Source organism: Citricoccus sp. CH26A (genome assembly GCF_000224415.1).
Lineage (GTDB): Bacteria > Actinomycetota > Actinomycetes > Actinomycetales > Micrococcaceae > Citricoccus.
This window is the reverse complement of record NZ_AFXQ01000011.1, coordinates 26,265-44,288: the sequence shown is the minus strand read 5'-3', so window position 1 is coordinate 44,288 and position 18,024 is coordinate 26,265. Positions and strand designations below refer to the sequence as shown.

Here is an 18,024-nt window from a genome sequence, read left to right as displayed (position 1 = left end):
GTGGCCTGCATGAGCGATGCGCCCAAGAACTACACGGACGACCTCCGGCTGGCCCACATCATGGCCGACTCGGTGGACTCCCAGACGATGTCCCGCTTCAGGGCGCAGGACCTGAGGATCGACACGAAGCCGGACCTCACCCCCGTCACGGACGCGGACCGCGCGGCCGAGGAGCTGATCCGCGGGAACCTCTCCCGGGCCCGCCCGCGGGACGCGGTCCTCGGGGAGGAGTTCGGCGAGACCGGCCACGGCCCGCGGCGCTGGGTGATCGACCCCATCGACGGGACCAAGAACTTCGTGCGCGGGGTGCCGGTGTGGGCGACGCTGATCGCGTTGATCGACGACGGCGAGCCCGTGGTGGGCGTGGTCTCGGCACCGGCCCTCAACCGGCGCTGGTGGGCCGCGAAGGGCACCGGCGCGTTCATGGGCAAGTCACTCGCCTCGGCCACGCGGATCCACGCCTCGAACGTGTGCCGGATCGAGGACGCCTCCCTGTCCTACTCCTCCCTCGAGGGCTGGCGCGAGCGCGGCAACATCCGGGACTTCCTGGAACTGACCTCCACCGTGTGGCGCACCCGCGCCTACGGTGACTTCTGGTCCTACATGATGGTCGCCGAGGGCGCCGTGGACATCGCCTGCGAGCCCGAGCTCGAGCTGTACGACATGGCCGCCCTGGTGCCCATCGTCACCGAGGCGGGGGGCCGCTTCACCTCGCTCGAGGGCGAGGACGGCCCGTTCGGGGGCAACGCACTGGCCACCAACGGCCTGCTGCACCCCGACGCCCTCGAGGCCCTCAACCCGGACCTGATCGGCCAGACGCAGGCCTGATGAGCGGCCGGGATCCCGGCGCGGGCCGGGACCAGGCCCCGCCGCGCGAGTCGCTCACCGCGGCGATGGTGCTGGCCGTGGCCGCGGGCGGGATGGTCGGGACGCTGGCGCGGTGGCTGCTGGTCGAGGTCATCCCCTCCCCCGCGGACTCCCCGTCCCCGGCTGGATCATGCTCTCGGGCGTCAACCTGCTCGGCGCCTTCCTGCTGGGGCTGCTCACCGCCCGGGCATCCAGGCGGCCGCTGCCGCGGTGGCTGCGGGCCGGGCTCGGGGTGGGGGTCCTGGGCTCGTTCACCTCACTCTCGGCCGTGGTCCTGGCCGCCGCCCTCGTCACGGGCCTCGGCCCGTCTGCCGCACCGGCCGGACCGGAGGCCCCCGCCCTCGCGGCCCTCGGCGTCGTGGCGGCCCTCGCCGTCAGTGCCGCCCTCGGCACCGCCGCCGCCCTGGCGGGGCTGCGGGCCGGGACGACCGGGGGCACCCGGTGAGCGTGCTGCCGGACGCGGCCGGGGCCGACGTCGTGCTCTGGCTCCTGCTGGCCGGTGCGTGCGGCGCCGTGCTGCGCCTGGCCTGCGACCATTGGTTGCCCAGGGGCGGGATCCTGCTGGCGAACGTGGCGGGCTCGCTCGTGGCCGGCCTGGTGATCGGTCTCCAGCCGTCCACGGACGCGACGACCGCGTGGGTGACCGGGTTCTGCGGTGCGCTCACGACCTTCTCCACCGTGTCCACCGCCACCGCCGACGATGTCCTCCGCGGCCGATGGGGTACCGCCGCCCGGACGTGGGCCCTGCACCTGGGCCTCGGCGCCCTGGCCGTGGTGCTGGGGCTGCTGACCGGGGCTGCACTGCCCGCCGGGTGATCGACGCGGGCACGAGACTGCCCCGGGTGCTTAAACACAGCGGACCCGGAACACCGCCGTAGCGATGTCCCGGGTCCGTAACGGGGAGTGGAGATGGCGGGAATTGAACCCGCGTCCGATGCAGTGTTGTCAGGGCTTCTCCGGGCGCAGTTTGCGCTGGGTGTTACTCGGCCCTGGCTGTCCCGCAAACAGGCAGCCAACCCGGGCCCAGCCGGATTAATGTCTCCACCACGACCCCCGGCGAGGGTGGCGGACAGTGGCTATCTAATCGACGCCAGGATCCGGGGCGATAGCATCCCCGGGCTGACGGACTCGTTCACTGATCAGGCAGCGAGAGCGAAGTCAGTGCGCTTAGATTCGGCACTTGTTGGTTTGCAGAGGGCGTTTCCGAGATAACTCTGCATCCTCGGCCCGCTTCCCCTGTCGCGACGTGCATCGTCGAAACCGATCATCCCCATGTTCTGTTGTCAATCAACCGGTGCCCTGTGGGGTTCCACATGATCCCCCACCTGGTCCGGACTGCCCAGTATAACCCATGGGCGCCCGCGGGTATTCCCGACGGCGGCGGCTCAGGCCGCACGCCGGTTGCGGATCCGCATGGCGCGTTGGGCCTCGCGGTTGTCCTGCTTCTCCCGCAACGCCTGGCGCTTGTCGTAGTCCTTCTTGCCCTGGGCCACGCCGATCTCCACCTTGACGCGGCCGTTGCGGAAGTACAGCTGCAACGGCACGATGGTGTGCCCCGACTCCTGGATCTGGCGGGCGATCTTCGTCAGCTCCTGGCGGTGCAGCAGCAGCTTGCGCCGGCGACGGGCCGCGTGGTTGGTCCAGGACCCGTTGAGGTACTCCGGGATGTAGACCTGCTCGAGGTAGAGCTCGTCGCCGTAGAACACGGCGAACCCGTCCACCAGTGAGGCGTGGCCCTCCCGCAACGACTTCACCTCGGTGCCCATCAGCGAGATCCCGGCCTCGTAGGTGTCCAGGATGAGGTAATTGTGGCGTGCCTTGCGGTTGGTCGCGATGACCTGCCGGCCGTCAGGACCGGCCTTCTTCGACCCGTCAGCTGATTTCTTGGCCATGGCTTCTCCTTCCGGCCCAGGTGGTCACACGGACTTTCCAGTGTACTGCCGCAGTCAAGGGAGCGGGCGCGGACACCTACGGCTTCGTGGCCCTGGGCCAGATCATCGGCTGGTTCACCGGCTGGGACCTGCTGCTGGAGTACATCGCGATCGTCGCCGTGGTGGCGATCGGCATCTCCGGTTACGCCGAGGCGTTCCTGCAGGGGTTCGGGCTGGGGCTGCCGCCGTCGGCATCAAGATCCTGCTGATCCTGTTCATCATCGGCCTGGGCGTGTTCTACCTCGGCACCGCGAACTTCGATCCGTTCATGCCCTCTGGGTTCGGCCCCGTGCTGACGGGCGCGGCCACGGTCTTCTTCGCCGTCTTCGGCTATGACGCCATGATCACGGCCGCCGAGGAGGCGAAGGACGGCACCAAGCACATGCCCAGGGCCATCATCCTGTCGCTGATCATCATGATGGTGCTCTACGTGGCCGCCACGCTCGTGCTGACCGGGATGCAGGACTACCGGGACATCGACCCGGAGGCCGGTTTCGCCTCCGCCTCCTACTCGGTGGGCCTGCCCGTGGTGCCCGCCTTCGGCGTGCTGGCCTCGCTCTTCCTCATCCTGCAGCTGCACTGGGAGACCTGGGTGCGCTTCGGCGTCTGGCTCGTCATCGGCCTGGTCATCTACTTCGCCTACGGCCGCCGGAACTCCGTGCTCAACGCCGACAGCCCCCACTACCGTCACGACCTGGCCTCCCGGTCCTGACCGGCCCGTTCGGGCGGTCCGGGCCGAGCGGTCCGGGCCGAGCGGACCGGGCCGAGCGGGTCGACGGTCTGGCCGAGCGGGTCAGAGCAGGCCGAGCGGGTCGACGGCCTGGCCGTCGAGGATGGTCTCGAAGTGCAGGTGACAGCCCGTGGAGTTGCCGGTGGATCCGGTGTACCCGATGACCTGACCGCGCTGGACCCGTTGCCCGGACGAGACGGTCGACCGGGTCATGTGGTGGTACTTGGTGGCCAGCGCGCGGCCGTTGACCACGCCGTGGGAGATGACCACGCGATTGCCGGACGACCACACGGCCCGGTCGGCGTTCCAGACCTCCCCGGCGGCGGCGGCCTTGATCGGGACCCCACAGCCCCCGCCGAAGTCGATGCCGGTGTGCACGTAACCCCCGGCGCCGCCGTAGTCGAACGTGCCGGCCGGCGTCGAGCGCCAGCCGAACCCGGAGGTGAGATAGGTGCTGATCGGCATCTGCAGGCCCCAGCCGGAGGAACCGGCCTGCTGCTCCGCCTTCCGGGCGCGCCTCTCGGCGGCCGTGGCGGCCCGGTCCGCCCGGTCGGCCGCGTCCTGGGCCCGGCGCGCGGCGGCCCGGTCGGCCGCGGCGGCGGCCTGACGAGCCTTGCGGGCCGCCTCCTCGGCCGCCCGACGCTTGCGCTCGGCCTCCGCCACCGCCTCGCTGTGCTGGCGCTGCAGGTCGGACTGGCGACTGGACTGGGCGGTCAGCGCCCGCTGGCGCTGGGCGATCTGCTGGTTGACCTTGTCCTGGGCCGCCCGGTTGGCGTCGATCTGGGCCTGGATCCTCGGTCGCTGGGCCTTGAGCTCGTCAGTCAGCCTCGAGGTGTCCGCCACCATGCCGTCTAGGGCGCGCTTGGCGCGGGAGGCCTCGTCGCGGGCCTGCTTCTCGCGGTCCAGGGCCTTCTCGGCCTCGGCGCGCAGGTCACGGATCTCGGCCTCGACGGCGGCCAGCCGGACCTCCGCGTTCACGTCCGTGGCGCGGGTCTGGGAAACGGAGGAGATCCTGCTGTTCTGGATCCGCATGGCCTGGTCGGCCAGGCCCACGGCGTCCGGCAGGGAGGAGTCACTCAGGCCGAGCATGAACGCCAGGTCCGAGGAGACTCCGCCCTGCTTATAGGCCTGGTTGGCGATCTGGCCGATCTCCTGCCGAGCGGTGTCCAGCTCCCGCTCGCTCGCCCTGACCTCGGCGAGGAGCTCGGCCCGGCTGGTCTCGGCCCGGCGGACCCGCTCCTGCAGGGACTGGACCTCGGCGGTGGCCGCCGAGACGCGGCTCTCCGCCGCGGAGAGGGCCTCCTGGGCCCCGGGCAGCCGGTCCTGGAGCCGGTTGAGTTCGCGGATCTTGTCCGCGATCTCCGAGTCCAGGCCCTCGAGCGAGGCGTCCAGGTCGCCCTTCCGGCCCTGGAGCGACGACTGCTGCCCGCCGAGGTCGCCCAGTTCCTCGTTGATCCGGGACTTCTCGCGCTCGGCCTGGTCGATCTGCCGCTGCAGGTCGTCGATGCCGCCCTGGGCCAGGGCGGTGCCGCCCATGGACAGGGTCAGGACGGTGACGAGCCCTGCGCCCAGGATGGCGCGGGACAGCCGGCCTCGCTTCATGGTCTTCCTCCGGTGGTGCGGTCGTGATGCGGACACAAGGATGTCCGTGCAGGTCAGACGGGGGTCACACCCTAAGGTAGCGCCTCAGGGTGAGCAGGGATGACGCGGCGGCAAGGACCACCGCGACGGCGAGCAGGAGCGGCACCAGCATCAGGGCGTCCCCCCGGCGATGAATCCGGTGCCGGGATACTGCCGGGTCAGCCAGTCCCCGATGAAGAACTCGGCGATGGCCCACGAGGTCCCGCTGGCCAGCACGGCCCCGAGCAGGGCGGCGATCACGCCCTCGAGCAGGAAGGGGAGCTGGATCATGGTCTTGGAGGCGCCCACCAGGCGCATGATGCCCGTCTCGCGTCGCCGGGAGAAGGCCGAGAGGCGGATGGTCGTGGCGATGAGCAGCACGGCGCAGACGAGCATCACCCCGGCCACCGACACCGCGATCACCGAGGCCATGTTCATCAGGGAGAAGATCTGTTCCAGCAACTGCCGCTGGTCCGAGACCAGTTCGACGCCGGGCATCGAGGAGAACAGCTCGTTGACGACCTCGTACTGTTCGGGGTCCACGAGCGCCACCCGGAAGGACTCGGGCAGCTGCTCGGCCGTCACGGTCCCGGCCATCGCGGAGTTCTTGAACTGCTCCTGGAAGATCTGCAGGGCCTGGTCCTGGGACTCGTACTCGTAGCTCTTGACGTAAGGTGCGGCCGTGGGCGACTCCAGCAGGTCCCGGACCGCCTCGCGCTGGCCGTCGCTCACGGGACCGGTGGCGCAGGAAACCGTGGTCGAGGTCCCGGTGCACAGGAAGATGGCCACCTCCACCCGGTCATACCAGTAGCCCTTCATCTGGTTGATCTGCAGCTGCAGCAGGCCTGCGGCCCCCACGAAGGTCAGGGAGATGAAGGTCACCAGGACCACCGAGACCACCATGGACAGGTTGCGGCGGATGCCGGAGAGGGTCTCCCCGAGGATGAACGCGAACCTCATCGGCGGCCCTCCTCCGCCCCGGTCCGTGCCGTGCCGGACCGCACCGGCCCGGGAGGTCCTGCGTCTATCCCTACGTCCGTGCCCGTGTCCGTGTCTGCGTTCACGTCAGGGCCTGGGCCCGGGTCCGTGTCCGTGCTCGACTGGACGGTCTCCCCCGCAGACGCCTCCCAGTCGTCCGCCGCCCGCACCGGCCTGGTGCGGTACCGGCCGGCCTGTTCGTCCCGGACGATCCGCCCCTCGCGCAGTTCCACCACGCGCCGGCGCATCTGGTTGACAATGTCGTGGTCGTGGGTGGCCATCACCACGGTGGTGCCGTTCTCGTTGATCTGGTCCAGCACGGCCATGATCCCCAGGGAGGTCTCCGGGTCCAGGTTGCCGGTGGGCTCGTCCGCCAGCAGGATGTCCGGTCGGTTGACGATGGCGCGGGCGATGGCCACCCGCTGCTGTTCCCCGCCGGAGAGCTCGTGCGGCAGACGCCGCTCCTTGCCGTCCAGGCCCACGGTGCTCAGGACCTCGGGAACGGTCTGGCGGATCTGCCCGCGCCCCTTGCCGAGCACCTGCATGGCGAAGGCGACGTTGGCGAAGACGGTCTTGTTGGGCAGCAGGCGGAAGTCCTGGAAGACCACGCCGATGCTGCGGCGCAGGCGGGGCACCCGCCAGCCCGGCAGCCTGGCCACGTTGCGGCCTGCCACGTAGACCGCTCCGGCGCTGGCCCGCTCCTCCCGGAGCATCAGGCGGATGAACGTCGACTTCCCGGAGCCGGAGGCACCCACGAGGAACACGAACTGACCGCGCTCGAACTCCACCGTCACGTCCTGCAGCGCCGGACGGGAACGGCGGTCATAGACCTTGGTGACCTGCTCGAACCGGATCATCTTCCACACTCGCCCACGGGAACGACGCCGTGCGGCACCCGGGGCTGGGTCGGGAGAAGGCTCGGTGCCGGCCCCGTCCACGATAGTCACGGGAAGGTAACACTCGTGGGATCTCGCGCCCGGAATCAGGCGTGTCACCCGGGCCACCGTCGGCGACCGTCAGCATCGCCGCCGGTCAGCCGGGCGGCGACGTCAGGAGGGGGCGCCGAGCCTCGCGGTGACGACCTCCGCCACAGCCTCGGCACCCGCGGGGGACATCACGATCGAGTAATGGTTGGTCGCAGGCACCTCCGTGACCGTCAGGTGTCGTGCCAGGGCTGGGACCCGATCCCGCCAGGACGCGATGTAGTCCTCGCTGAACAGTCCGGGTTCCTCGTTGAACAGTCCCCTGCGGCTCCAGAGCAGGTGTGTCGGCACGGCGAGCTCGTCGATCGCCTGCAGGAGGGAACCGCCCCCCTGCAGCTCGGTGGTGTCCTGGGCCATGGCCTCGTAACGGGTGGCCGGGCGCAGCGCGGCCCCGTCCGGTTCGAGGTCATAGGTGATGTAGTCCTCCATCAGTGCCGCCGTGCTGCTGCCCGGGGTCCAGGCGTCGAGGAACGCCGGGTGCTGCAGCCAGAACCGGCGGTAGTCCTCCACCGAGCCGAAGCGCATCGCGAGCCGTTCGGCCACCGGGCCCAGAACGGCCTGGACCACCTGCTGGGGGTCGAGGCCGGCGGGGACCTTCAGGGGGATGCCACCGTCCACCAGGACCACGGAGCGCACCCGGTGCGGGTGCCGGTGCGCGAGCACCAGGGTGACGAAGGCACCCATGGAGTGTCCGACGACGACGACCGGGCCGCTGGCCGTCTCGCCCAGGACGGCGGCCAGGTCGTCGGCGTGGACCGGCATCCCGTACGGCCCCGGCAGGGCACTGGACCGGCCCCGGCCGCGCAGGTCGGGGGCGATGACCCGGACCCCGGGCAGCGCCTGGGCGAGCAGACCGAAACTTCGATGGGAGGCCGAGACGCCGTGGACGGCCAGGATCGTCGGGGCCGCCGGGTCGTACGGACCCCACAGGCCCACCGTCATCCGCCCACCGGTCACGGCGACGGTGGTCTGTCGATAGTCCGGACCGAGGTCCGTGTGGCGGTGGTTCCGCTCCACCGGAGAGGACGCGTCAGCGGCCAGTGGTGTCTCGGACATGGTCCGTTCCTTCCCGGTCCATCGTCCCGGGCGCCAGCGCCCGCTCGATGAACTCCATCATGGTGTCGAAGACGTGGTCGGGGACGTCCCCCGTGCCCTCACGCGTGGCGCCGTCCTGGTCCTGTGGCCAGAGCACCCAGCGCATGCCGATGATCTCGCCGATGCCCATCAGGGCCCAGGCGACCACCTCCGGGTCCATGCGGTGCACCTCACCGGACCGCTGGCCCTGCTCGATGCCCTGGGCGTAGCCGTCCACGATGCGGGAGTAGTGCAGCCGCAGCGCGTCCGGTGAGGCGAACTCGGCCTGCCGGATGATCCGGTACAGGGCCGGGTGTTCGGCGGTGAAGCGGAAGAACGCCCGGAAGCCCGCGCGTTCGGAGGCGATGCGTCCGGCGTCGGCCTCCGCCAGGGCGGCATCGGTCATGGCACGCCGCACCCGCCGGTTGAGGTCCATCACGACCTCGTTGAAGATCTCCTGCTTGCCCTCGAAGTAGAGGTAGAAGGTCCCCAGGCCGCAGCCCGCCTCCTCGGTGATCTTCACGATCGAGGCCGCCGGATATCCCAGCTCCGCGAAGACCTTCTCGGCTGCGTCCAGCAGTCTCCTGCGGGTACGCAGCCCCCGTGCGGTGAGCACGGTGCCCTTGGTGGTGGTGGGCACCTCCTCGCCGCCGGGCGTGTCCTTGTCCGGATGCAGCGGTTCAATGGCCATGGTGAGTCCTTTCCCGGGCCGGGGGCCGCAGTCGGCCCCGGGCGATCTTCTCCAGGCCCGTCCGGGGCAGGTCCGGGACGAAGGTGTAGTGGGTGGGCTGCTTGTACCCGGCCAGCAGCCGTGCGCAGTGCTCGCGTAGTTCAGTCTCGTCCACGGGCACTCCGGAGCGGCGGACCACGAAGGCGTGCCCGGTCTCCCCCCAGCGCTCGTGCGGAGTTCCGACGACGGCGGCGGCGGCCACCGCCGGATGGGCGGTGAGGACCTGTTCCACCTCGGCGGGGACCACGTTCTCCCCGCCGGAGACGAAGATGTCCTTGAGACGGTCCACGATGCGGAAGTACCCCTCGGCGTCTCGCTCCACCAGGTCCCCGGTGTGCAGCCAACCGCCGGTCAGGGCCCGGGCGGTGGCCTCCGGATCACGGAAGTAGCCGGCGAAGACGCTCGGGCCGCCCACCAGCAGTTCCCCGGTGGCGGGGCCCTCGAGCAGCCGGCCGGTGACCGGGTCCGCGACGGCGACCTCGACGTGGGGGTAGGGCCGTCCCATCCAGCCCACCTTCTCGCGCGCGTCCTCGGCCGGCAGGGAGAGCACGTTGGGACCCGCCTCGGTCAGCCCGTAGCCCTGGACCAGCGGCACGTCGCGCGCGTGCCAGGCCCGCATCAGGGCCGGTGGCATGGACGCCCCGCCGACCACGGCCAGCCGGAGGCTGGACAGGTCCGTGGTGGCGAACCGCGGGTGCTCGGCGAGCATGAGGTACTGCGCGGGGACCGCCATCAGCGTGGTGATGGAGCGGCCCTCGATCAGGGAGAGGACCCGTCCGGCGTCGAAGGTCCGTTCCATGACCACCGTGGCACCGGACCACCAGGCCAGCAGGGGCTGGATGTTCCAGCCCCCGGTGTGGAACTGGGGCAGGACGGCCAGCACCACGTCGGAGGAGGTGATCTCGAGGGTGCGGGACAGCGCCAGGTTGTTCCAGAAGCAGTTGGCGTGGGTCAGCACCACCGCCTTCGAGGCTCCCTCGGTCCCGGACGTGAAGGGCATCAGCACCGGGTCGTCGTCCTGCACGGGGCTACCGGGCGCCCGTTCCTCCGCCCGGTAGCCCCGGTCCGTCCCGCGCCGGTGCGGGGCCGGAACCTCCTCCTCGATACCGGACCGCCCCGGGCGCACTCGGGACGGGGGCATCGGCAGCAGGGCGCAGGCCTCGGCGGCCAGCGAACCGAATTCCTCCCCCACCACGAGCAGGGCGGGATCCGCGGTCTCCAGCTGGACGGCCACCTCGGCGGGCCGCAGGCGCCAGGACAGCGGGGTGAGGACCAGGCCGGACTTCGCGCAGGCGAAGAACAGCACCACGTGGTCCGAGCTGTTGCCGGAGAGGGTGGCGACGCGCTCCCCCGGCCGGTAGCCGGCGGCGACGAGTCCTCCCGCCAGTCGGGTCGCGCGGTCCTCGAGCTCCCGGTAGGTCAGGGCCACCCCGGCGTCGAGGATGGCGATGCGGCCGGGAGTGGCGACGGCGCGGTCGGTCGTCCACCGGCCCAGGGTGTGCAGCGCGGCGTTCATTCGGCCTGCTCCAGGACCGTGACGGGGTCCTTGCCCGGCCGGCCCGATCCGGAGCGGGCCGAGAGCCGCCGGACGAACCCGGCCAGGCCACCCGGCATGAACAGCACCACCAGGACGAACAGCGTGCCCAGCAGGAACAGCGGCTCGGACAGCGGCACCCTCAGCAGGGCCGGCATCGACTGGATGGCCTCGGACTGGGCGAGCACCGTGAGCCGCTGGTCGAGCAGCGTGTAGAGCACCCCGCCCACCACGGCGCCCCACCGGGACCCGACGCCGCCGAGGACCACCATGACGAGCAGCGTGATGGTGAAGTCCGCCGAGACGGTCCTCGGGACGGCACCGGACTGCAGCAACAGGTGCACCATGCCGACGCAGCCGGCCAGGGTGCCGCCCACCACGAAGATCAGCAGCTTGGCCAGGTAGGGCTTCAGTCCCAGCACCCGGACGCGGTTCTCGTTCTCGCGCACGGCCTCGGCGAGGTGGCCGGCCCGCGAGTTCTGGATCCAGCTGACGATGGCGAAGACGATGATCAGCACGGCCAGGGAGAGCCAGTACAGGTTCCGCGTGTTGGACACCCCGACCAGGAAGGCGGGGACCTGTTCCGTGTTCAGGCTCAGCCCCTCCTCGCCCCCGGTGGCGCCGTCCGGGTTGCGCCGCACCAGCACCGAGCCGGCCTGGGCGAATGCCAGGGTGACCATGGCGAACGGGATGCCGCTGACCCGCAGGGCCACCGCACCGGTGACGTTGGCCAGGATGACCACCACGAGCAGCGTCAGGAGCATCGCCGGGATCAGTCCCATGCCGGTGCGTTCGAGCAGGATGCCCAGGACGTAGGCCCCGGCGCCGACGTACAGGGCGTGCCCGAAGGACAGCAGCCCGGCCACGCCGATCAGCAGGTGGTACGTCAGGGCCGCCGCGCCCATCAGCAGGCACAGCGCCATCAGCTGCAGGGCACCCGGCTGGTAGGTGGCGGTGGGGAGGATGCCGGGGAGCTGGACGTTCAGCAGCGGCAACAGGGCCAGGGCCACGACCCCGGCGACCGCGGCGACGCCGCCGATGAGCCGACGGCGGGTCGGGGACCGGCCGGGGCCGGAGGGGCCCGGTGTCGGGGGCGGGGTGAGGGAGGCCTTGAGCCGGTCCGTGGCGGAGGACCCCTCCCGGCCCCCGCGGCCGCCGTGCTGGTCCTCGAGTTCTTCCGTGGAGGCGCTCATGCGGTGGCCACCTTTCGTCCCATGAGTCCGGAGGGCCTGGTCAGCAGTACGACGGCCAGCAGGATGACGACCACGAAGTCGCCGATGCTCCAGAAGTAGTTGGCGAACTGTTGCAGCACCCCGACGAGCACGGAGGCGACCGCCGCACCGGCCAGGGAGCCGAGGCCACCGATGACGGTGACGATGAAGGCGAAGATCAGCAGCGATCCGCCCAGCAGGGGTGAGACGTAGCCGAAGTAGTGGCTGGCCAGGACGCCACCGATCCCGGCCGCGGCGCCACCGATGGTGAAGACCAGGGTGAACGCCCGTCGGACGTCGATGCCCAAGGCCGTGACCATGGAGCGATTCTCCACGCCGGCACGGATGATCATGCCGTAACGGGTCCTCTTCAGGAACAGCACCATGCCGGCCAGCACCAGTCCGGCGATGAGGATGGTGATGAACAGGTGGTTGGGGACCTGGGCCCCCAGGATGTTGGTGGTCATGCCCATCCAGGTGGGGCCCTGGATGAAGACGGGATCGGTGCCCCAGATGCCCTCGAACAGCGCGATGGCCGCGAGGTTCAGTCCGACCGTGACCAGGACCTGTTCGATGTGCCGTTCGTACAGCGGGCGGATGAGGACGAACTCCGTCAGCGCGGCCAGCAGCGCGCCGACGAGGCAGCCGACGAGCAGGGACAGCGCGAAGCCGCCCCAGGAGTCTGCCCCCATGACCCGCGCGGTCTCCCAGCCGATGAGGGCGCCGAGGGTGAGGAACGCGCCGTGGGCGAAGTTCAGCACGCCCATCAGTCCGTAGATCAGGGACAGTCCGGAGGCCACCAGGAAGTAGACGGCGCCGAGGCCGATTCCGGTGACCAGCAAGAGGAGGATGGTGTCCATGGGTCAGGCTCCTTCGTGTGCTGGCCCCGTGCCCACGCCGAGGTGGCGGGTGACGAGGATGTCGTCGTCGAGGAACGACGTGGCGGACTCCGTGGTGTGGACCACGCGGCCGTCCGAGAGCACGATGGCCCCGCCGGCGAGCTGGCGGACGACCGCCAGGTTCTGCTCGACGAGCAGGATCGGCACGGTCTTGGCGGCCTCCTCGAGCGCGTCGGCGACCTCGCCGACGATCTTGGGGGCCAGGCCCTTGGTGGGCTCGTCCACGAGCAGCACGCGGTTCTCGTTCATCAGCGCCCGGGCAAGGGAGACCATCTGCTGCTGCCCCCCGGACAGGGAACCGGCGGCCTGCTGCGCTCTCTTGACCAGGTCCGGGAACAGGGCCTCCACGAGCTCCCGCCGGGGGTGGTCGTCGCGTTCCGACAGTCTCAGGTTCTCGGCCACGCTCAGCCCGGCGAAGACCTCACGGTCCTCCGGGACGTAGCCGACGCCGCGCTGGACGATCCGGTGGGTGGGCAGGGCCTGGATGGGCTGGCCCTCGAGGTCCACCGTTCCCGCGTCCCGCTGGATCAGGCCGAGGATGGCCTTGATGGACGAGGTCTTGCCGACGCCGTTGCGCCCGAGCAGGGCGGTGATGCCGGTCGCCGGCACGGAGAAGGTGACGTCCTCCACGACCTGCTGGCCGCCGATGGAGGCCTTCAGGTTCCTGACGGACAGGACGGGGGCGGGATCGGTGCCGCCCGCCGGCACGGGCACCGGGGTGCGCTGCGCTGTGGTGCCCATGGCTCAGGCCACCTGTCCCATCTCACCGAGGTAGGCCGCCTGGACCTCCGCGTTGGCCATGATCTGCTCCGGCTGGTCCACGGCCAGCAGCGAGCCCTGGTGCATCACCGCCACCCGGTCCACGAGGCCGAGCACGACCTCCATGTGGTGTTCGACCATCATCAGGGTGCGGCCGGACTCCCGGTGGATAGTGCGGATGATCTCCATGAGGCCCGGCACGTCCCCGGACCCGACGCCGGCCATGGGCTCGTCCAGCAGGATGAGCTCGGGATCGGTGGCGAGCAGCATGGCGATCTCCACCTTGCGCTTGTCCCCGTGGGAGAGCCCCCCGGCCGTGGCGTCCGTCCGGTGCTGCAGGCCGACCCGTTCCAGGCACTCGGTGGCCCGGGTGGTGGCCGCGTCCCCCCGGCGCGGGAAGTGCAGCAGGGACAGCGATCCGCCCTGCTGGGCCTGGGCGGCCAGGCGGACGTTCTCCAGCACGGACAGGCCCGGGAACAGCGAGGACGTCTGGAACGTGCGCCCCAGTCCGGCCTTCGCCCGCCGGTCGACCGGCAGGTGCGTGATGTCCCTGCCGTTCATGGTGATGCTTCCCTCGGTGGGTCGCATCAGCCCGGACACCAGGTTGAACAGGGTGGTCTTGCCGGCCCCGTTGGGGCCGATCACCCCGACCATCTCCCCGGGCGCGACCTCCAGGTCGATGTCCTGGAGGATGCGCGCTCCGCCGATGTGCAGGCCGATGCCCTGGAACCTCAGGGCAGGGGTCTGGGTGGTCATGATGGTCCTTTCGGGCAGGATCTGCGGGAGAGGGTCGGGGTGTTCAGGTCACTTCGCGGCGGTCGGCGGGGCGGCGTCGGCCGCCCCGACGGTCTCGACCAGCTCCGGAGTCCACTCCGAGCCCTTCTGGACGAGCTTGGCCTGGTACATGTCCTGGACCAGGGCGTGGTCGTCCGCCCGCACCGTGGTGGTGCCCTTCGGCCCCTCGAACTCCCAGCCCTCGAGCGAGGTCACCATCGACTCGACGTCGGTGCCGCCGCCCTCCTCGATGGCCTGGACGATCATCTGCCCGGCCACGAAGCCGTCCGGGGTGAACAGGTCCGGTTCGGCAACCTGCTCCTCGACGTGCTCCATCATGAAGTCCTCGACCTCGTTCTGGCCGGCGCCCGGGAAGTAGTGCGAGAGGAAGGAGATCTTCTCGCCGGCCGCCCCGTAGGCGCCGTAGGTCGCCTTGTTGGCCAGGCCGGTGACGATCGGGGCGGCCTCGAAGGCGCCCTGCTGCTCGAGGGCCTGCCACATGGAACCGGCGTTGGCGCCGGCCCAGGCCACGAACACCAGGTCCGGCTTGGCGTCCACGATCTGGCGGGCGAACGGGGTGAACTCGGTGACGTCCTCGGGAACCAGGATGTCCGAGACCTCGGCGCCCTCGGCGCCCAGGACGCCCTCGACCGCGGCGACGTTGCCCTGGCCGAAGGCGTTGTCCTGGCCGAAGACGAGGACCTTGGAGCCCTTCAGGTCGTCCACGAACTGACCGGCCGTGGCCACGTCCTGGATGGACTGGCGGCCGGAGCGGAAGGTGTAGTCGTTGATGCCGGTCACGGCGTCCGTGGCGGCCGGGCCGGAGATGTAGAGGATCTGGTTCTGCTCGGCCTGCTCGGCGAGCTTGAGGGCGATGCCCGAGACGGTGGTGCCGGCCAGGATCTTGTACTCCTTGCCGATCAGCTCCTTGGCGATGGAGACCCCCTTGTCCGGATCGCCGCCGTCGTCGTGGTAGGTCAGGTTGATCTCGGTCTCGCCGACCTTGCCGGTGCCGTCCGTGGCGTAGTCGATGCCGGCCTGCAGCCCGGCGTAGTACTCCTCGCCGTAGGCCGCCAGCGGGCCGGTCTTGGAGTAGACGATGCCGACGTCCACGCTCTCGGGTGCCCCGGCGGCGCCGTCCTCGGATCCGGCGCCGGTCTGGGCCGTCGGCGCGCAGGCGGTGAGGGTCAGTCCGGCGGCGAGGATGCCGGCGGCCATGATCTTGGTGGGGTTCTTCACGAGTGGGCCTTTCCATGAGGACCAGGGGGGCGGTGGTTCGATGGTCGGGAGGCTGCTCCCGCGCGGGGGGTGATCGCCCGGGCGTGACAGGGTCTCGGGGGCTCAACATGAAAGACGATTCAGGTTGTGCTCAGAGTATGTGTGACGGATCACACCGGCGTCAAGGACATGGGGAACCTTTCCTGAATCAAGTCTCAGGTCGTCTCACTGCACACCCGCCGCGACCCGACCGGGCTCCGGACCCCGGACACACGAACGCCCGGCTACCCCTCACGGGGTGGCCGGGCGTTCGGCACCGGTGCGCCGCCGTCGGGACCGGATCCGGACCCGACGGCGGCTCGGGGCTCAGTGCAGTTCGGCGCCGGTGGACTGCCGGACCTGGTCCTCGCTGACGCCGGGGGCGGTCTCCACGAGCACCAGGCGGGGGAACTCGCCGGTCTTGTCCACGTCGATCACCGCCAGGTCGGTGATGATGCGGTCGACCACGCCCTTGCCGGTGAGCGGCAGGTCGCACTCGGCGAGGATCTTCGGGGTGCCGTCCTTGGCCGTGTGGTCCATCAGCACGATGACCTTGCCGGCGCCGTGGACCAGGTCCATGGCCCCGCCCATGCCCTTGACCATCTTGCCCGGCACCATCCAGTTGGCCAGGTCGCCGTTCTGGGCGACCTGCATCCCGCCGAGGACGGCCACGTCGATCTTGCCGCCGCGGATCATCCCGAACGACGTGGCGGAGTCGAAGAACGAGGCCCCCGGGTTCACGGTGACGGTCTCCTTGCCGGCGTTGATCAGGTCCGGGTCCACCTGGTCCTCCGCGGGGTAGGGCCCCACGCCGAGGATCCCGTTCTCGGACTGGAGGACGACGGTGCGGCCGTCCGGGATGTGGTTGGGGATCAGGGTCGGCATGCCGATGCCCAGGTTCACGTAGGCCCCGTCGGGCAGTTCCTGGGCGGCCCGGGCGGCCATCTGGTCACGGGTCCAGCCCTGCAGCCGGGTCTGGGTGCTCTGTTCGGTGCTCATCAGGCGTCCTTGTCCGTCGTGGAGGCGGTCCGCACGGTCCGCTTCTCGATTCGCTTCTCGATGTCCTGGCCGACCTCCACGACCCGGTGCACGTACACCCCGGGCAGGTGGACCTGGTCGGGGTCGATCTCCCCGGGCTCGACCAGGCGTTCGACCTGGGCGATGCAGACCTTGCCGGACATCGCCGCCGGCGGGGCGAATTGCCGCGTGGCCTTGTTGAACACGAGGTTGCCGTGCCGGTCGCCGACGGCGGCGTGGACCAGCGCGTAGTCGGTGACGATCGACTCCTCCAGGGCGTACTGCTTCTCCCCCGTGCCGCCCAGGTCGAAGGTCCGGATGTCCTTGGGATCGGAGGACTTCGCCACGGTGCCGTCGGGGTTGTACTTCATCGGCAGGCCGCCCTCGGCGACCTGGGTGCCGACCCCGGAACGGGTGAAGAAGGCGGGGATCCCCGCTCCCCCGGCCCGCAGCTTCTCCGCCAGGGTCCCCTGCGGCACCAGCTCGACCTCCAGCTCGCCCTCCAGGTACTGGCGGGCGAACTCCTTGTTCTCCCCCACGTAGGAGGAGGTCATCTTGGAGATCCGGCCGGCGCCGAGCAGGATGCCCAGGCCCCAGCCGTCCACGCCGCAGTTGTTCGACACGATCGACAGGTCACCGGCACCCTGCTCCAGCAGGGCCTCGATCAGCTGGATCGGGTTGCCGGACAGGCCGAAGCCGCCCACGGCGAGCGAGGCGCCGTCCGGGATGTCGGCGACGGCCTCGGCTGCCGAGGCCACAGTCTTGTCCAGGGTCATGGTGCAGTTCTCCTTCTGAAGGGGGAGCTCCGTTGCTCCGGTGCCGGTGATTGCGGTTCTCAGCCGTCGGGTGGCGGAACCGTCAGTGGGCGGTCCAGCCGCCGTCCATGGTGTACGACCCGCCGGTGACCATGCCGGCGGCATCCGAGGCCAGCCAGGTCGCCAGGGACCCGACCTCCTCCGGCTGGGTGAGCCGCTTGATGGCCGAGTCGGTGAGCATGATCTTCTCGACCACCTCGTCCTCGCCGATGCCGTGGGTGCGGGCCTGGTCCGCGATCTGCTTCTCCACCAGGGCGGTGCGGACGTAGCCGGGGTTGATGCAGTTGGAGGTGACCCCGTGCGGGCCTCCCTCCAGGGCCGTGACCTTGGACAGGCCCTCGAGGCCGTGCTTGGCGGCCACGTAGGCGCTCTTGAACGGCGAGGCCCGCAGCCCGTGGGCGGAGGAGATGTTGATGATCCGGCCCCAGCCGCGCTCGTACATGCCGGGCAGGACCGCGCGGATCAGCAGGAACGGCGACTCGAGCATCAGCCGGTGCATGAACCGCCAGTTCTCCGGATCGAACTCGTGGATCGGGGACACCCGCTGGATGCCGGCGTTGTTGACGAGGATGTCCGTGTCCAGGTCCAGCCCGTCCAGGGCGGCGGTGTCGGACAGGTCCGAGACCCATGCCTCACCGCCCACCTCGGCGGCGAGGGCCTCGGCGGCCTCCGCGTTCATGTCGGCGACGGTCACGGTGGCGCCGGCCGCGGCGAAGGCGCGCACGCACGCCTCGCCGATGCCTGATGCCCCGCCGGTGACCACGGCACGCCGGCCGGCCAGCGCGCCGTCGGCGATCACGCTCCCTGCCCTGCTCGGTTCCGGTGCTGCGTTCTGTTCGGTCATG

17 protein-coding genes, 1 other RNA gene and 2 pseudogenes are annotated in these 18,024 nt (G+C 70.5%); 4 read left to right on the top strand and 16 right to left on the bottom strand.

The genetic code is table 11. The features are described from left to right. Nucleotides 1–9 precede the first annotated feature (9 nt). From hisN to CITRI_RS0108430, 3 genes are all read left to right on the top strand, one after another. Nucleotides 10–828, top strand: a complete 819-nt coding sequence (gene hisN / locus CITRI_RS0108440) for a histidinol-phosphatase (protein ID WP_010144293.1) — start codon at nt 10–12, stop codon at nt 826–828. 169 nt (nt 829–997) lie between these two features. Further along, nucleotides 998–1,312 (top strand): hypothetical protein, encoded by a 315-nt coding sequence (locus CITRI_RS16995; RefSeq protein ID WP_010144292.1) that lies wholly within the window; start codon nt 998–1,000, stop codon nt 1,310–1,312. Further along, entirely contained in the window at nt 1,309–1,683 is a 375-nt protein-coding gene (locus tag CITRI_RS0108430) for a CrcB family protein (protein WP_010144291.1), read from the top strand. Before CITRI_RS16995 ends, CITRI_RS0108430 begins: the two co-directional genes overlap by 4 nt. Nucleotides 1,684–1,768: 85 nt before the next feature. Here the strand turns inward: CITRI_RS0108430 and ssrA are convergent. After that, nucleotides 1,769–2,139: a transfer-messenger RNA gene (gene ssrA / locus CITRI_RS18935) on the bottom strand. A gap of 113 nt (nt 2,140–2,252) precedes the next feature. After that, nucleotides 2,253–2,759, bottom strand: a complete 507-nt coding sequence (smpB, locus tag CITRI_RS0108425; protein ID WP_010144290.1) for an SsrA-binding protein SmpB — start codon at nt 2,757–2,759, stop codon at nt 2,253–2,255. Nucleotides 2,760–2,815: 56 nt separating this feature from the next. Here smpB and CITRI_RS18930 point away from each other — a divergent pair. After that, nucleotides 2,816–3,510 (top strand): annotated as a pseudogene (locus tag CITRI_RS18930) (amino acid permease); the annotation flags it as partial. A gap of 81 nt (nt 3,511–3,591) precedes the next feature. On the opposite strand, the gene CITRI_RS16985 reads toward CITRI_RS18930, so the two are convergent. The 14 genes and pseudogenes from CITRI_RS16985 to CITRI_RS0108345 form a co-directional block, all read right to left on the bottom strand. After that, a complete protein-coding gene (locus CITRI_RS16985) occupies nt 3,592–5,130 on the bottom strand; it encodes a M23 family metallopeptidase (protein WP_010144287.1) in 1,539 nt (512 codons plus the stop codon). 64 nt (nt 5,131–5,194) lie between these two features. After that, nucleotides 5,195–6,108: pseudogene (gene ftsX / locus CITRI_RS16980) on the bottom strand (permease-like cell division protein FtsX). After that, nucleotides 6,105–6,983: a cell division ATP-binding protein FtsE gene (ftsE, locus tag CITRI_RS16975; RefSeq protein WP_010144285.1), complete on the bottom strand. Its 879-nt coding sequence runs from the start codon at nt 6,981–6,983 to the stop codon at nt 6,105–6,107. Before ftsE ends, ftsX begins: the two are co-directional and overlap by 4 nt. Nucleotides 6,984–7,175: 192 nt before the next feature. Beyond that, nucleotides 7,176–8,165, bottom strand: coding sequence for an alpha/beta hydrolase (locus CITRI_RS0108395; RefSeq protein ID WP_010144284.1), 990 nt, complete (start codon nt 8,163–8,165; stop codon nt 7,176–7,178). Further along, on the bottom strand, nt 8,140–8,874 hold the full coding sequence (locus CITRI_RS0108390; protein WP_010144283.1) for a TetR/AcrR family transcriptional regulator: 735 nt from the start codon (nt 8,872–8,874) through the stop codon (nt 8,140–8,142). The genes CITRI_RS0108395 and CITRI_RS0108390 overlap by 26 nt, the downstream gene beginning before the upstream one ends. Continuing rightward, on the bottom strand, nt 8,864–10,429 hold the full coding sequence (locus CITRI_RS0108385; protein ID WP_010144282.1) for a class I adenylate-forming enzyme family protein: 1,566 nt from the start codon (nt 10,427–10,429) through the stop codon (nt 8,864–8,866). Before CITRI_RS0108385 ends, CITRI_RS0108390 begins: the two co-directional genes overlap by 11 nt. Next, nucleotides 10,426–11,640: a branched-chain amino acid ABC transporter permease gene (locus CITRI_RS16970; protein WP_010144281.1), complete on the bottom strand. Its 1,215-nt coding sequence runs from the start codon at nt 11,638–11,640 to the stop codon at nt 10,426–10,428. The genes CITRI_RS0108385 and CITRI_RS16970 overlap by 4 nt, the downstream gene beginning before the upstream one ends. Beyond that, nucleotides 11,637–12,518 (bottom strand): branched-chain amino acid ABC transporter permease, encoded by an 882-nt coding sequence (locus tag CITRI_RS0108375; protein ID WP_010144280.1) that lies wholly within the window; start codon nt 12,516–12,518, stop codon nt 11,637–11,639. Before CITRI_RS0108375 ends, CITRI_RS16970 begins: the two co-directional genes overlap by 4 nt. A gap of 3 nt (nt 12,519–12,521) precedes the next feature. Next, on the bottom strand, nt 12,522–13,298 hold the full coding sequence (locus CITRI_RS0108370; protein WP_010144279.1) for an ABC transporter ATP-binding protein: 777 nt from the start codon (nt 13,296–13,298) through the stop codon (nt 12,522–12,524). Nucleotides 13,299–13,301: 3 nt separating this feature from the next. After that, on the bottom strand, nt 13,302–14,072 hold the full coding sequence (locus tag CITRI_RS0108365) for an ABC transporter ATP-binding protein (protein WP_010144278.1): 771 nt from the start codon (nt 14,070–14,072) through the stop codon (nt 13,302–13,304). Between the two features lie 48 nt (nt 14,073–14,120). Next, on the bottom strand, nt 14,121–15,308 hold the full coding sequence (locus tag CITRI_RS0108360; RefSeq protein ID WP_192807896.1) for a substrate-binding domain-containing protein: 1,188 nt from the start codon (nt 15,306–15,308) through the stop codon (nt 14,121–14,123). A 366-nt stretch (nt 15,309–15,674) separates the two neighbouring features. Continuing rightward, the gene (locus CITRI_RS0108355; RefSeq protein WP_010144276.1) at nt 15,675–16,346 is read right to left on the bottom strand and encodes a CoA transferase subunit B; all 672 of its coding nucleotides are present in this window, start codon (nt 16,344–16,346) and stop codon (nt 15,675–15,677) included. Continuing rightward, nucleotides 16,346–17,140, bottom strand: coding sequence for a CoA transferase subunit A (locus CITRI_RS0108350; protein ID WP_010144275.1), 795 nt, complete (start codon nt 17,138–17,140; stop codon nt 16,346–16,348). The genes CITRI_RS0108355 and CITRI_RS0108350 overlap by 1 nt, the downstream gene beginning before the upstream one ends. Nucleotides 17,141–17,222: 82 nt before the next feature. Then, complete coding sequence (locus tag CITRI_RS0108345; protein WP_010144273.1) at nt 17,223–18,023, bottom strand: 3-hydroxybutyrate dehydrogenase; 801 nt, start codon at nt 18,021–18,023, stop codon at nt 17,223–17,225. Nucleotide 18,024: the final 1 nt, after the last annotated feature.